At 47.4% G+C, this 15,092-nt stretch carries 12 protein-coding genes; 4 read left to right on the forward strand and 8 right to left on the reverse strand.

Features of this window, described 5'->3' with window-relative positions:
• Positions 1 to 77: 77 nt before the first annotated feature.
• The gene (locus tag KW844_RS15400) at positions 78 to 2,357 is read right to left on the reverse strand and encodes a right-handed parallel beta-helix repeat-containing protein (RefSeq protein ID WP_218377680.1); all 2,280 of its coding nucleotides are present in this window, start codon (positions 2,355 to 2,357) and stop codon (positions 78 to 80) included.
• A gap of 201 nt (positions 2,358 to 2,558) precedes the next feature.
• On the opposite strand from KW844_RS15400, the gene clpB reads away from it, so the two are divergent.
• Positions 2,559 to 5,159 carry an ATP-dependent chaperone ClpB gene (clpB, locus tag KW844_RS15405; RefSeq protein WP_218377681.1) on the forward strand — a complete coding sequence of 867 codons (2,601 nt, stop codon included), beginning with the start codon at positions 2,559 to 2,561 and terminating at the stop codon, positions 5,157 to 5,159.
• A gap of 100 nt (positions 5,160 to 5,259) precedes the next feature.
• Positions 5,260 to 5,739 (forward strand): nucleoside deaminase, encoded by a 480-nt coding sequence (locus KW844_RS15410; RefSeq protein ID WP_218377682.1) that lies wholly within the window; start codon positions 5,260 to 5,262, stop codon positions 5,737 to 5,739.
• Positions 5,740 to 5,846: 107 nt separating this feature from the next.
• Here KW844_RS15410 and KW844_RS15415 read toward each other — a convergent pair whose 3' ends face one another.
• The 4 genes from KW844_RS15415 to KW844_RS15430 all read right to left on the reverse strand — a co-directional run bounded on the left by KW844_RS15415 (position 5,847) and on the right by KW844_RS15430 (position 8,583).
• A complete protein-coding gene (locus KW844_RS15415) occupies positions 5,847 to 6,206 on the reverse strand; it encodes an anti-sigma factor (protein ID WP_218377683.1) in 360 nt (119 codons plus the stop codon).
• Positions 6,207 to 6,220: 14 nt separating this feature from the next.
• Complete coding sequence (locus KW844_RS15420; RefSeq protein ID WP_218377684.1) at positions 6,221 to 6,802, reverse strand: sigma-70 family RNA polymerase sigma factor; 582 nt, start codon at positions 6,800 to 6,802, stop codon at positions 6,221 to 6,223.
• Between the two features lie 121 nt (positions 6,803 to 6,923).
• The gene (locus tag KW844_RS15425; protein ID WP_218377685.1) at positions 6,924 to 8,018 is read right to left on the reverse strand and encodes a zf-HC2 domain-containing protein; all 1,095 of its coding nucleotides are present in this window, start codon (positions 8,016 to 8,018) and stop codon (positions 6,924 to 6,926) included.
• The gene (locus tag KW844_RS15430) at positions 8,008 to 8,583 is read right to left on the reverse strand and encodes a sigma factor-like helix-turn-helix DNA-binding protein (RefSeq protein ID WP_218377686.1); all 576 of its coding nucleotides are present in this window, start codon (positions 8,581 to 8,583) and stop codon (positions 8,008 to 8,010) included. Before KW844_RS15430 ends, KW844_RS15425 begins: the two co-directional genes overlap by 11 nt.
• 92 nt (positions 8,584 to 8,675) lie before the next feature.
• Here KW844_RS15430 and KW844_RS15435 point away from each other — a divergent pair, with 92 nt between their 5' ends.
• A complete protein-coding gene (locus tag KW844_RS15435; protein WP_218377687.1) occupies positions 8,676 to 9,446 on the forward strand; it encodes a C40 family peptidase in 771 nt (256 codons plus the stop codon).
• Positions 9,447 to 9,733: 287 nt separating this feature from the next.
• On the opposite strand, the gene KW844_RS15440 is transcribed toward KW844_RS15435, so the two are convergent.
• The 3 genes from KW844_RS15440 to KW844_RS15450 all read right to left on the reverse strand — a co-directional run bounded on the left by KW844_RS15440 (position 9,734) and on the right by KW844_RS15450 (position 12,065).
• The gene (locus KW844_RS15440) at positions 9,734 to 10,273 is read right to left on the reverse strand and encodes an inorganic diphosphatase (protein WP_218377688.1); all 540 of its coding nucleotides are present in this window, start codon (positions 10,271 to 10,273) and stop codon (positions 9,734 to 9,736) included.
• A gap of 157 nt (positions 10,274 to 10,430) precedes the next feature.
• Entirely contained in the window at positions 10,431 to 10,928 is a 498-nt protein-coding gene (locus tag KW844_RS15445; protein ID WP_218377689.1) for a DUF4878 domain-containing protein, read from the reverse strand.
• 180 nt (positions 10,929 to 11,108) lie between these two features.
• Complete coding sequence (locus KW844_RS15450; protein ID WP_218377690.1) at positions 11,109 to 12,065, reverse strand: PhoH family protein; 957 nt, start codon at positions 12,063 to 12,065, stop codon at positions 11,109 to 11,111.
• A gap of 378 nt (positions 12,066 to 12,443) precedes the next feature.
• On the opposite strand from KW844_RS15450, the gene KW844_RS15455 reads away from it, so the two are divergent.
• The gene (locus KW844_RS15455; RefSeq protein ID WP_218377691.1) at positions 12,444 to 15,092 is read left to right on the forward strand and encodes a PAS domain-containing sensor histidine kinase; all 2,649 of its coding nucleotides are present in this window, start codon (positions 12,444 to 12,446) and stop codon (positions 15,090 to 15,092) included.

Raw genomic sequence — 15,092 nt, forward strand, 5'->3', positions numbered from 1 at the left:
GTCGTCGAACGGGTTTAAAACGAATAGCCGCAAGCATTGCGGCTCTACACGCATTTATGGGTGATGTAAAGCATGGTTTATAAAGCCATCTGCTGCTGATTCCTGAATATCGTCAGCTTTAACGGATAAGCCGCCGTTTTCAGCACCTGCTGCAACTCATGTGTATTTCGAACTTTATGGGGGCCAATTAGCAGGATTACATCGCCGTCCCGCAATCCCATCGCCGGATTGGGCGCTTTTAGCACCAGCACGCCCTCATAATCCGCCATACCGGTGGCAGACCTTTCGCCCAGCGTTTCCAGGTTTTTGAAAGTACCATTTTGCCACTGCCAGCTGGCGGTAGCTGTTTCGTTGCCAGCACCCGGGGCTGGAAATACAGGCCTGGCGGCCATGGCGCGCAGCGCTGGGGAGCTCACCCCAAAGGCATGCTGATTAAAGTTTTTAAAGTCTTTAGCTGCAGGATTGCGCACGGTGTAGTCGCCGGCAGCCGGGTTCGCAAACTGCGGATCACCATAGGCACTGTGCGCATCGGTGCCATTGGCTTGTGCGTTCGCAAGTGAAATGCTGTCCGGGAAAAAGTTCCGGTCAACTTCTTTGCCCCAGTAATTAATACCAATAGGCTTATAACGGGTCATTACAATATTGTTGGTAAAAACATCTCCGCTATTCTTAAACCACACATGCGGGTGGAATGAATTATTAACGATGATATTGTTATACACCTTTCTGTCGAAACCCTCGCGCAGCTTTAGCCCGCCATGCAAACACACGTTGCCGTAAATTTCATAATTGGAGGAGCCATCGTCCAGGTCTATATCCCAGCCGTGGTCACAACGGAAACGGTTATACCGGATAATGTTGGTATATACGGCGTCCTGCTTTATCAGCCAGGGATACAGGGCGGCAATGCTGTCCATTTCCTTGCGGTTCGGATACCACCATCTGTCACGTCCCCAGGAGTTAAAAGAGCCATGGTCACCTGTTTCAAGCACGGTATTAAACACGTCGTTGTATTCGATCACATGTCCGCCCCAGGTGCCTTCGCTGATATTTATTCCGGCTCTGGGGAGATTGTAAATGCTGTTATGCGATACCTGCACGTGGGCGCTCATGGAAATCTGTACACCGGCCACCTGCTTTTCAATAAGGCCGATGTCATGAATGAGGTTGTCCACGGCGGCACAGGAGTCAGGGTAGTTATCGGTTTTAGGGCCGCTGGCAGTGTCCATGGCTGCAAAGTCCTGTCTGCCATTATATTCAAATAAGGGAGACCTTACCGCATCCGGGTTACCCACAAACGCTATGGCATTACCGCCCAGCTGCTGTATGCGGTTTCCGGTCACCATTGCATGGCGGTTGAAATTACTTAGGAAGATGGCATTGCCACCATTTTGCTCAAACACACAATGCTGTACCGTACAATCACGGGTTCCATCCAGAAGGATCACTCCACCACGGTAGATCGCCCAGTCGCTGCGCAGTAACGGTTCCCGCGTTTCCATGAAAGTAGCTTTGGCCTGTGTAAACCGTATATCCTTTACGGTTACACGTTGCACAGGTGCTTTTGCATCTCCCTGTAAAATAATATAACCACTCCACCTCGACACCACAATGCCCGCTGCCGGCGCTTTGCCACCAGCAGGTTTATAGTACAAAAAGCGCTGTGCCTTATCGTAATACCATTCCCTGGCGGTATCCAGTTCTTCAAAAATATTTTCTACATAGCGGATAGTCTTATGCATGCCCATCTGGCGGTTATTCTGGTAGCCGCCGCTGAGCTGCAGACTGGTATCGGGATTCACGCCCGTGATCCTATAATGGTAACCACCCCATTCCGCCCGGTGCAGGGCATGAATGTAACCACCCGCAGGATGCCGCCAGCTGGCAATGCGGGCCTTGCTGAGGGCATCTTCCGCATAGCCGTTATAGTGAGAGGCGGTGCTGTCGTAATTAGGGTACCTCGCCCTCACTGCGGCACTGCCATCTACATACAACTGATCAAAATCCCAGGAAATATTTACCGGCGCACGATAGATCCCGTTCTTATACGGCTGCCACTTTACGGTCAATGCTTTGCCGCCACTGATGGTCACCGTTTCCTTAGTATTACCCTGAATGATCGTATACCCCTTACCGTTAGTGAGTGCCGCCGGTATTACAATAGTACTGTCCAGGTAATAAGTGCCCGGTTTATAACGGATAGTCAGATTGCAGTCCGGATACTTTGTCCGGTACTGCCGGATCACCTGCACGGTATTATTGGGATGCGCATCCACCACAAAGTCCTGCGCCCCTGCCGGGCTAAAAAATATAACTAACAATAACGCGTGTACGAAAAATAGAAATAGCTGCCTCATATTGAATTGGTATGCTGCTAATATAAGATGGCTTTTTGGTGGGAGTTGATGCTAATTTAGCAGTGATTACCAGTATTTTCTGCTAAAAATGCAGTTTTGTTTAGCGCTATCTGTCAAAATTACCGGTAGTTCAACATTGGATCGTGCTTTGTTGTTACCTATACCAAGTTTGATGACACAAAAAAGGAGAAAAAGTAACTTATGAATCTGAATAATTTCACTATTAAATCGCAGGAAATACTGCAAAAAGCACAGCAACTGGCGTTCAACAACCAGAACCAGGCTATCGATACAGGTCACCTGTTAAAAGCCCTCCTGGAAGACCAGGACAGTCCTGTGGAATACTTACTTAAAAAGAACGATGTGAACACTACGTTCCTTAACAGTAAGTTAAATGAACAAATCAACAAATATCCCCGCATGCAGGGTGGAGAACCTGGTCAGGTCCTCAGTCGCGACGCTAACAACGCCGTATTGCGTGCCGGTGCTTCCCTGAAGGAGTTTAAAGACGAGTTCGTCAGCGTGGAACATCTGCTGCTGGCCATTCTCGGTGGTAGTGATGATACTGCCAAACTGCTCAAGGATGCCGGCCTGACAGAAAAAGGGCTGAAAGCCGCCATCAAAGAATTACGTAAAGGTGAAACCGTTAACTCTCAGTCCGGTGGCGCCCAATACAATACATTACAGAAGTACGCCAAAAACCTCAACGAACTGGCCCGGGAAGGTAAACTCGATCCGGTGATTGGTCGCGATGAGGAAATCAGACGTACCCTGCACATCCTTTCACGCCGTTCTAAAAACAACCCTATCCTCGTTGGGGAGCCTGGTGTTGGTAAAACAGCAATCGTGGAAGGGCTTGGCCACCGTATTATCAATGGCGACGTGCCGGAAAACCTGAAGTCCAAAGTGATCTATGCGCTGGACATGGGTGCGCTCATGGCAGGAGCCAAATACCGCGGTGAGTTTGAAGAAAGACTCAAAGGAGTGGTAAAAGAAGTAGCGGAAAGTGATGGAGAAATCATCCTTTTTATTGATGAGATCCATACCCTGATTGGCGCAGGTGCCATGGAAGGCGCCATGGATGCTGCCAATATTCTTAAGCCGGCCCTGGCCCGCGGTGAACTCCGTGCCATCGGTGCCACCACCCTCAACGAATACCAGAAATATTTTGAAAAAGATAAGGCCCTGGAACGCCGCTTCCAGAAAGTGTTGGTGGATGAACCTTCTGTAGATGATGCCATCTCCATTCTCCGTGGCCTCAAGGAAAGATATGAAAGTCACCACCACGTGCTGATTAAAGACGAAGCCATCATCGCAGCAGTAGAACTTTCCCATCGCTACATCACCGACAGGTTCCTGCCGGACAAAGCGATCGATCTGATCGACGAAAGCGCTGCTAAGCTCCGCCTGGAAATGAACTCCATGCCGGAAGAACTGGATGAACTGGAACGCCGAATCCGCCAGCTCGAAATCGAAAGAGAAGCAATCAAGCGTGAAAATGACGAAGATAAACTGAGTGAACTGGCCGCAGAAATTTCCCGCCTCAGCGATGAAAGAAATACTTTCAAAGCAAAATGGCAGGCAGAAAAAGAAGTGGTCGACAAAATACAAAACGCGAAATCTGCCATCGAAAACCTGCGCCTCGAAGCGGAACAGGCAGAACGTAACGGCGACTTCGGCCGCGTGGCTGAAATACGCTACGGTAAAGTAAAAGAGCAGGAGCAGCTGGTAGCTGATCTTACCAAAGAACTGGAAGAGCTGTCGGCCAACCACAAACGCATGCTCAAAGAAGAAGTAGACGCAGAAGACATCGCGGAAAACGTCGCTAAAGCTACCGGTATCCCGGTATCTAAAATGATGCAGAGCGAAAAAGATAAACTGCTAAACCTTGAGGAAGAACTACACCAGCGTGTAGTAGGACAGGAAGAAGCGATTATCGCTGTTTCTGATGCGATCCGCCGTAGTCGTGCAGGGTTGCAGGACCCGCGCCGCCCGATCGGCTCTTTCATCTTCCTGGGTACCACCGGGGTAGGTAAAACAGAGCTGGCAAAAGCCCTGGCGGAATACCTTTTCGATGATGAAACGATGATGACCCGCATTGACATGAGCGAATACCAGGAAAAACACAGCGTGAGCCGACTGGTAGGAGCGCCTCCGGGATATGTAGGTTACGATGAAGGTGGTCAGCTTACCGAAGCGGTAAGACGTAAACCTTACTCTGTAATACTGCTGGATGAAATCGAGAAAGCCCACCCGGATACTTTTAACATTTTGTTACAGGTACTAGACGATGGACGCCTGACTGATAACAAAGGGCGCGTGGTGAACTTTAAGAACACCATCATCATCATGACCAGCAACATGGGTAGCAATATTATACAGGAAAATTTCGAAAATATAGACGAAGGAAATAAGGAGGAAATCGTGGACAAAACCAAAGAAGAGGTAATGTCACTGCTGAAAGCTACGATCCGTCCGGAGTTCCTGAACCGTGTGGATGAAGTGATCATGTTCCAGCCTTTGATGCGCGAAGAAATCAAGGGAATAATTAACATTCAATTACAACAATTGAAGGACATGGTAGCGAAGAATGGCATGATATTGGAATTTTCTGATTATGCGTTAGAGTATCTTTCTGTACAGGGTTACGATCCGCAGTTTGGTGCAAGACCGCTGAAACGCCTCATTCAAAAAGAAATCATCAACCTGTTAAGTAAGAAAATTCTGGCAGGCGATATCGATAGAACCAAACCAGTTCTGATCGATGTTTTTGACGGTGTGGTGGTTGTGAGGAACAAATAAGAACAAAGCAATTCTAAATACGACGATACATAGTTTACAATAAGCCCCGCGATTCCTCGCGGGGTTTCCTTATATTAGTAAAAGTCCAAAACGGCAAGTTATGATTGGAGCAAGAGAACAAAAATTCATGGATTATGCCATCGCCTTATCGGCCCGTGGCATGAACAATGGGGATGGTGGCCCTTTTGGGTCTATTGTGGTCAGGGGAGATGAAATTGTAGGAGAGGGGTGGAATCAGGTATTGTGCAACAGCGATCCTACTGCACATGCGGAGGTAATGGCCATCAGGGATGCCTGTAAGCGGCTTAACAGCTTCCAGCTGGACGGCTGCGAGATTTACACCTCCTGCGAGCCTTGTCCTATGTGCCTGGGGGCTATCTATTGGGCACGCCCGGCAAAGGTTTATTTTGCCAATACCAAAGAGGATGCAGCAGCCATCGCTTTTGATGATTCTTTTATTTACAGGGAGATGCAATTGCCGCTGGAAGAACGTAAAATTCCGTTAGTGCATATGCCAAGTAAGGCTGCCCTGGAGGTATTTGGAAAGTGGAAAGAGAAGGAAAACAGAACGTTGTATTAACAGAAAGGGGATAGCCTTTTACTTTTAGGAGGCTGCATTTATTGCAGCCGTGCCGCACGCAGAGCGGCTCCCACCAGCCGATGCCAAAGGCATCGGCAAAATCAAACTTATTTCGCCTGGGAATAAAAATGATAACCCCAGAATAAAGCCAGCACAAGGAAAATAATTGCCAGCACTATAACGGCAATGTATATATTAAAATGTTCCGGCCGGCGACTCTTCCGGTATTTCTTATGTAATTTTTTCAGCAGATCCCACTTCATCTCTCTGACGAGAGCGGGCAGCTTTTCTTTGTCGTTAAAGGCAGATAATCCATCCAGCGCTTCGCTGCATAATTCGCAGTCTGCCAGATGCATTTCCACCTCGTGCTGTTCTTCCGGCGTCAGTTTACCCTGGACATAATCCAGCAACTGCTGCTGGGAGGGGCAGCCTGTGGCGACAAATATATCTTTCAAATGCTCGTTCATATCACTTGTGCAAATTAACTATTGTTTGCGCGTTGTTGTTTCTCCAGAATAATTTTTAAGTTACGCTTTCCATTCTGAATATGGCTTTTTACCTGCATGAGGTTAAAGCCTGTTTCGTCGGCAATTTGCTGATAGGATTTTTTATGAAGATAAAAAAGTTCCAGGCAAATACGCTGGTCGGCGTTTAGCAGCACCATGGCTTGTTCCATGTGTTCCAGCATGATGTCCTTTTCCTGGTGTACGCGCTTGTCTTCTTCTTCAGCGACCATTTTGCCCATGGTACTGTCGGTGATTTCCTCCTTGTACTTCATGTGCTGTTGTCGCAGCTGCATGAGGCAATAGTTTTTGGCTACCTGGTAGATCCATGCCCTGAAAAACTGTACCTCGTGTTTATGTACATCTGATAATACTTTCAGAAATATCTGTTGTACGGCGTCACGTGCGTCTTCTTCGTTTTTCAGGTACTTCATGCACATACCCAGCAGCAGTAACGCATAGCGGTCGAATAGTACGCCTATCCATTCGCTGTTTCCGTCAGCTTTGTACCGTTGAAGTAAATCCTGGTCTGTAAGTGTATTTATGGCTGAATTATTCACAGGCTAAAAAATGGAATGCTGATCATATGATGCACTATATTGCAAAATTCCATAAAGTTTTTGAAAATAAAAATCCGCGCTTTAGGCGCGGATCTTACAAACTACTATTTTCACTGTTGTATTACATGGTATCCAGTGCCTGCTGGGCGGCGGCTTTCAGGGAGCCGTCCATCTTTACTACTTCTTTAAACATACGTTTGGCGCGGGCACTCTGTCCTTTGCTGCGGTAGCAGATACCAAGCTGGTAGCGTGCCATTTCCACGTATTTACCGCTGCCGTTTGCTTCAATGCGTTTATAGCGGTCCATGGCTTCGCTCAAGTTACCTTGTTGCTGATATTGCAGTGCGACCTTATACAAACTCTCTATGCTGTTAGTGACAGGAGGCGCTTCTTCTTTTTTAACTTCTTCCTTTTTAGGGGCTGGTTCAGGTTCTTTTTCTTTTTCTTTTGCTGCGTTGGCGGCGGCTTCAGCGGCTTCTTTTTCCTTCTGCTCCTTGTCTTTTTCTTCGGCCAGTTTCTTCAGGCTGTCCTGGCGGCGTACTTCCGCCGCATCCTGATTGGCTTTAAGAATGCTATCGGCCTGGATTTTTTTCTTAGCAGCTCTTTCAGCTGCCAGGAGTTTTATTCTGGCAGAATCTACCGCCACCGGTGCCGCAGTGTTATTGGCAGGGGTACTGGCAGCAGCTGGCGGCGTGCTAGGGATATTGCTGGGGTGATCAGGCGTTACGATTGGCTGGGAGGTCACCGCTGTCGCAGTCGCAGGTATTTTCTCCGCTTCTGCCGGCGGAATGGCGGATACCATCAGTCTTGGAATCGTAGGGTTATTGCGCATATGCCCTTTCAGCACGTATACGCCGCTAACACCCAGGATACCAAAGGCCAGCACCCAGAAGTACACCAGGAGGTTTTCCTTGTTACGTTCCTTGCGGGTATACTGCGCTACTTTCTGTTCCTGTGATACCGGACGGATACTTTGCTGGATATAGCGTTGCAGCTTGGAGGTAAGGTCGGCATACTTCTCTGTACTGCCTTCTTTTTCCAGCGCCTGCAATGCTTCGAAGCAGAGGTCACAGTCGGTGAGGTGTTGCTCCACCAGGTGTTTCTCCACGTCGGTCAGCCTTCCGTCCAGGTAACGGGGGAGCTGATCTTTACTCACGCAACGGATGCCTGAGAAGATTTTAATCACCTTGTCGTTGTTGTCTGAATTACTTAACATAGGCTTGATTGATGAAAAGCTTAGCCAGTTTCGTTTTGGCAGTTTTCAGCTGGTTGCGCACCTTGTCGCGGTTCCAGCCTTTGGCTGCAGCAAGTTCACTGAAGGATTTTTGTTCTACATAAAATTCATCCAGGAGTTTTTTCTCTTCCGGTGCCAGGCGCTGTAGCGCCTGTTGAAGCCGGACGATGATCTCCTGGCGGTCTATAGCATTGGTAGTTGCTTTGTCTACCTTATTTTCAATATGCAGTAAATCTCTCGCTTCCCTGGAGGGGTAAAATGGCGTTGCTTTGTCCTGGTTATTCAGATAACCCCGCTGCATATGCATAATCCATTCGTTGGCTTTGTAAATGGATTGAGTGCGTAAACTGGCGCTGAGTTGCTGTAATAATGTAGGGAAAACAATGTTGGGGTCCAGGCTGGGATTTTTTTGCAGTTGGGGGAGCGTGATGGCGACCAGTAAATGACTGTAACGGTCCATCAATACGCCTTCTGCCTCCCGGTCTTTCTGCTTTCTGGTCCGGGATATCAACTCTTTATCCGATAAACTGGTTAACTGCTGGTGCATAAACTTATTATTTTATATTTACGTATAGAATCGGAAAAAGTTCATTTCTGATTGAATAATATTAGATCACCAAACGGATTTATACAATTCATATGCCATATGCGGTTGTTATTGTGCCTGTTGCGCCTTTGCGCATGGAATCAGCACATAGGAGCGAAATGATATCCCAGTTACTCTGGGGCGAATGTGTGGAAATTATTACCGCTGCTCCGGGTGGTTGGGTACAGGTCAGAAATCAATATGATGATTATATTGGCTGGATCGCTGATAATCAGATAGAAGAGGTGGAGGAGAGTGTGTATAATGCGCCGGTGCTGGCCTACCTGCCAGAGTATGTGAATGAGGTCAACTTCCAGGGTGCCGCTATGCAGGTGCCTTTTGGCTGCCTGGTGAAGGGCGACAGGTTAATGTCGCAATGGGGGCAGTACACCGTGTTTTATCCCCGTAATTTAGGCTCCTTACGCATACCGGAGGAGGATAAGCAGCGTATGCTGATAGCCACGGCTTATAAATACCTCGGAACGGGCTATTTATGGGGTGGCAGGAGCGTTTTTGGGATAGATTGTTCCGGTTTTACCCAAAATGTCTACAAAATGATAGGAATACCACTGTTAAGGGACGCCTATCAGCAGGCTACCCAGGGCGTCACAGTGGATTTCCTCCAGGAGGCTCAGCCGGGGGACCTTGCCTTTTTTGATAATCCCGAAGGGCGTATTACCCATGTGGGAATTTTATTAAGTGAGGAGAGAATCATTCACGCGTCTGGCAGGGTGCGGGTAGATCCGATCGATAACCAGGGTATTACGAATATTGATACGGGGGAGAGCACGCATAAGCTGAGGATTATTAAGCGGTTCCTTTAATGCAGCTCGGTCCGGGTTGTGCAACGTACCACCCTGCTTGCGTATGGTTCCTGTACCACCGCGGTTGCTGTTTGGTTCCTGCATGACACCATGCCCCCTTTTCGGTTCCTGTAACCCGCAACTTCTGTTCGATTCCCGTGACGCCATGCCCCTTTTCGGTTCCTGGTAGAGCCGGACTGCGTCCGGCTCCTCGCGTGCAGGTCACCGAAGGCGACCTGCACCACCATCTCCAAACAAAAAAGACTGACACCGGGGGCATCAGTCTTTTCCTTCGCTAAATAAGCTACTTAGCTCTGTTTGAAAATCTTACGATAATCTTCAAAGCTTTTCTTAATAATTTCTTCTGCTTTCGCTTTATCCTGGAATTCTTCCACTTTTACGGTCTTTCTTTCCAGTGTTTTGTACTCTTCAAAGAAGTGACGCATTTCTTCAATAAAGTGAGGAGGCAGTTCAGAGATATCGTTGATGTGGTTTACGCTCATATCGTTTGCAGCCACGGCGATAATTTTATCATCCGCTTCGCCGCCATCGATCATTTGCATAACACCGATCACTTTGGCTTCAATAATACACATAGGAACGCAATCTACCTGTGATAATACCAGGATATCCAGTGGATCATGGTCATCGCAGTAAGATTGAGGTATAAACCCGTAGTTGGCAGGATAGTAAACAGATGAGTACAGTACCCTGTCCAGTTTCAGTAATCCGCTTTCTTTATCCAGTTCATATTTGGCACGGCATCCCTTTGGAATCTCAATAATGGCATTTACGATGTGTGGTACTTCATTTCCGGGACTCACACTATGCCAGGGATTTGTCATCATAATAGATCTTTACGTTATAAGTTTATAGTTCAATGCAAGCTTAAGACAAAATAATAATTTTGCCCCGCTGAGCTTATTGCGGTGCAAAATTACATAACTCAGCGTTAATAGCTAAATTATTATTATCCCGGCAGTTACGATCCGGGGAAACGGGCTGCTACTGGGCCTGTGGCACGGCGGCACCACCCGGCAGGGTAGTGTCCACGGGAACCGGTACACCAGTGGCGCTATCCATGATAGCCCCGTCAGGAGGTGGGATATAATTAGGAATAATGCTTTCAAATGTCAGGGAAATCTTCCATTGACCACTTTCCTTTACCAGTTGCAATATTTCTTCCTGGTGTGCGGAGGAGTTGAGGATAGTTACGGAGGCTTTGTCGCCTGAATCGCTTTCTTCCGTTTTTACGACCTTAATCTGGGCATTCTTAATCTTTTCTCTCTCCGCCTCGTTGCGGCGGGCATCAAAGAAGGAATAGAGCTGGATTACCTGTTGGGACTCTTTAGTGGCATAATCCCTGGCCTTGTCAAAATTCGAATCCTGTATGGCGTGCATAAAAGCAAGTGCCACTTCATCAGGGGTGGCCTTTTTCTTACAACTGCTAAGCAGTAAGGTTGGTATCACTGCCAGTAACAGGAAACGACGAATATTGGTCATGCGGTGGATAAATTATTAATATATCGCTAACAAAAATAGGGTTAAACAATCAATTCTGCAAAGTTCCGTCACTTTATCGTCACCAAATTGTTTAGCCTTAGCGGCGGTGAACATACGCGAAACCTCGTTAACGAAGCGTTAAAAGTAATGGCACTCCCGTTATCAGGAGTGCCAACACCATTATAAATCTTTATTGGCGTCGTAAGCCTTGATAATGGCTTTCACCAGTCGGTGACGTACCACATCCTCTTCATCCAGCTCTACATAACCGATCCCGTCGATGTTACGCAGGATACGGGTAGCCTTGTCCAGGCCCGACTTCTGATTTTTAGGCAGGTCAATCTGGGTAAGGTCGCCGGTGATGATAGCCTTGGCGGAAGCGCCAATACGTGTCAAAAACATTTTGATCTGCAGATCGGTAGCATTCTGCGCCTCATCCAGGATAATAAAGGAATTATCCAGGGTACGGCCACGCATATACGCCAGCGGTGCAATCTCAATGATGCGGTTGGCCATATAATAACTCAGCTTTTCTGCCGGTATCATATCATCCAGCGCATCATACAAAGGACGCAGGTAAGGGTCAATCTTCTCTTTCAGATCTCCGGGCAGGAAACCCAGGCTCTCACCTGCTTCCACCGCCGGACGGGTAAGAATGATTTTTTTGATGGCCTTGTTCTTCAGCGCTCTCACTGCCAGCGCTACTGCGGTATAGGTCTTTCCGGTTCCGGCCGGCCCGATGGCAAACACAATGTCATTTTTATCCGCCAGGTTCACCATTTTTTTCTGGTTAGCTGTACGTGCCCTGACAGTTCTGCCATTTGGTCCGAATACCAATACCTCATTGGGGTTACGGTCACTGAAATTATCAATACCAGTACCCTCTTCATCTCCCAGGATCTGTTCAAAATAGTTCTCGGTAAGATTGCCGTTGCGCTCCAGATATTTCACAATCTGGCCAATCTTTTCCTCCGCTGTCGAAACCTCCTCAGGGGAGCCGCTAAGCTTTAGCTGGGTACCTCTGGACAGGATTTTCAACAATGGGAACTTTTTCTTCAGTAAATCCAGCTTTCCGTTATTGACACCGAAAAACTCAATGGGATTAATACTGTCTAAGTTGATAATGGCTTCAGTCAATGATCTAAGGATTTAATTGTCCAGGAAAAATCGGTGTTCTCATACCGAATATATTTAATTCTTACGCAACCTGAATAGCAATCTTGTTAAGCTAATACTAAATTCTGTACCGCTTGCCAGATCCTTGCAGGTTTGCCGGTACCATCTGAACGCGAATATATTACCTTCAACACAATTTCAAAAAACAGTTAATCCACAATGGTGGATAAACAAATTGACTGTACCACAACTTTTTGCCACCCAGCACCATAACCTGTGACCACATAATACTGCTGCCCATCAACATTTTAAGTCCATTTATAGAATTAAAGCTGTTTTTTCCTCCAGAATAGCTATTTTAGGCCCTTTGCAGACAACGATATTAAGTTCCGCTATCATATGAACATAGCTATGCTGGATCAGCATTACCGGCATCTACAGCAACTGGAGGCTGCCATTAATGCTTGTGCGCTCTCGGTTTCTGTGAATGCAGACGGTACCATTTCCTCGGTGAATAACCTGATGCTGAATGCGCTGCAGCTACCCGTTTCGGCCATAGAAGGTCAACAGTTCGAGTCTATCCTGATCCCTGTCAACAGGGACCAATGGACTGCTATTGGCCAAAAACTCGCCACCGGCACCGCCGTGCAGGAACAAATAGGTTTCCTCATCAATGGCATCCACCCGCTATGGATCGAAGCCGGTATCAACCCCATCATAGCTGATAACGGTCAACTCACCCAGTTCCTCATCATCGGCCTCAATATCACCGACAGGAAATTATCAGAACTCCGCATCCAGGAGGATGAACAGTATTTCAGACAAATACTCGAAAACCTTCCCATAGGCCTTCAGCAATTCTCTGCCGAAGGGATCAGCATGGAAATGAATAGCCGCCAACGCCAAATCTGGGGACAAGATCATCCCTTCTTTCAGCAAACCGGCTACAATTGGCTGCAAGATCCGCAATACCGCCTCAACGGACTCACCAAACTGTTCGAAGACGTACGCCAGGGCCGTAAAACGCAGAAAAGAGAAATTCTGCTCAATTACACAGAAAAAAATTACGACGATATCACCCGCATCTACCCGGTATACTACGAAGCAACCGTGTTCCCCGTGGTAGATAAGCAGTCCAATATGACCAACCTCTTCCTGATCCTCGACGATATCACAGAAAAGAAACTCGCCGAAATCAGCCTCCAGAAGAGCGAACGCCTGCTCGATAACATCATCGAAAACCTGCCGATAGGCTACATTCAATTCGACAACTTCGGATTTATCCGCCGCATAAACCAAACACAACGCAACTTCTTTAATTCGCCACATCCCGCCGCACGCCGGCAGTTTAACGTGATGAACGACGAATTTGCCACCACCTTTGAACTCGATGACCTCTTCCAGCGCGCCCTGCAGGAAAACGAACCCCTGCGCCTGGAAAAGAAAGTGGACTTCACCAAAGACGCCCGCTGGACATCCGTAGAAAGGGAAGTATACCTGGATCTCACCGTGTTCCCCGTCGAAAACCCGGTCGATAAAGAACGCATCGTAGTAGCCCTGGTAAATGATATCACCGATAAAAAAACACAGGAACTGGAAAATATCAAAAACCAGGAATTCCTGCTGCAAACAGGGCAGATCGGTAAAATAGGGGGATGGGAGCTGGAAGTAGAAACCAATACCATCCGCTGGTCCGATCAGGCCTATCATATACACGAATGCTTACCCGGTACCCGCCTCACCCTGGATGCCGTGTTGCAACTCTACCAGGAAGATTCACGCATCAACCTCGCACATCACATTGAAACATGTATCCGTACGGGTAAACCGTTCGATGTGCAGTTGACCATCTCCCTACAGCAAAATATTACCAAACGTATACGATGCATAGGCCGGGCAGATGTAAGTACCGGACAACCCCAACGCATATACGGCGTTGTACAGGATATCACTGAACAATCTGCTATCAGAGACGCACTCTCCCGAAATACAGAGCTGATGCGCCTTTTCTTTGATACCATGGACATGGGCTACGCCGCTATGGAGCCAGATGGCCTCCTCAACTTCGTAAACCAGAAAGCAGAAAAGATGATCGGCCACAAGGAACTGGCCGGCGCCAATATCTTTGAAGTGTTTCCGAAACTCAGCGGTACCGTGTTCTACGCGCGACTCCAGGAATGTATCAAACAAAATACCTCCCAGTCATTCGGTATCTATTTTCCGATTCCGGATAAATGGTACGACTTCCTCCTCACGCCCATGCAGGACGGCGGCATCTCCGTGTTTATCCGCGATATCACCGAAAGCCGTAAAATGCAGAAGGAACTGCGGAAAGCGAATGATCAGCTATCTAACCTGAATAAAAACCTGGTTAACCAGAATAAACAACTGGAAGACTTCGCCCATATCACCTCCCATAACCTGCGTGCACCTATCGCCAACCTGAAAGCCCTGATGCAAATGCATAACGAGGCTACCTCCAGCCAGGAGCGCGAACTTTACCTGGGTATGCTGCACGAAGTGATCAAAAAGATAGATGAAACACTTAATGACCTCGTGGAAGTAGTGCAAATCAGAAAAGATGTGAACGTGGAGAAAGAAAAACTCTCCTTTGCCGACAGACTACAAAAAGTAAAAGATATTTTGCTGGTAGATATTGAGAATAGCAAAATCCAGATTATCGCCGACTTTGAAAGAGCACCTGCACTGGTATATTCCAAAGTATACCTCGACAGCATCCTCCAAAACTTCATCACCAACGCGATCCGTTACCGATCGCCGGAACGCACACCTGCACTGCGTTTACAGACGTGGGTAGAAAATGAATCCATCATTCTCACCGTGGAAGATAACGGCGTAGGTATTGATATGGAACGGTTCGGCAATAAGTTATTTGGCTTCAGAAAAACATTTCATAAGAATAAAGATGCGAAGGGGATAGGCCTGTTTATTACCAAAACTCAGGTGGAAGCAATGGGCGGAATCATCAAAGCAGAAAGCAAGCCCGGTTACGGAACAAAATTTATTATTACTTTTAGGCCTGAATAA

Origin of the sequence: Chitinophaga sp. sic0106, assembly GCF_019219075.1 — a bacterium.
GTDB lineage: Bacteria > Bacteroidota > Bacteroidia > Chitinophagales > Chitinophagaceae > Chitinophaga.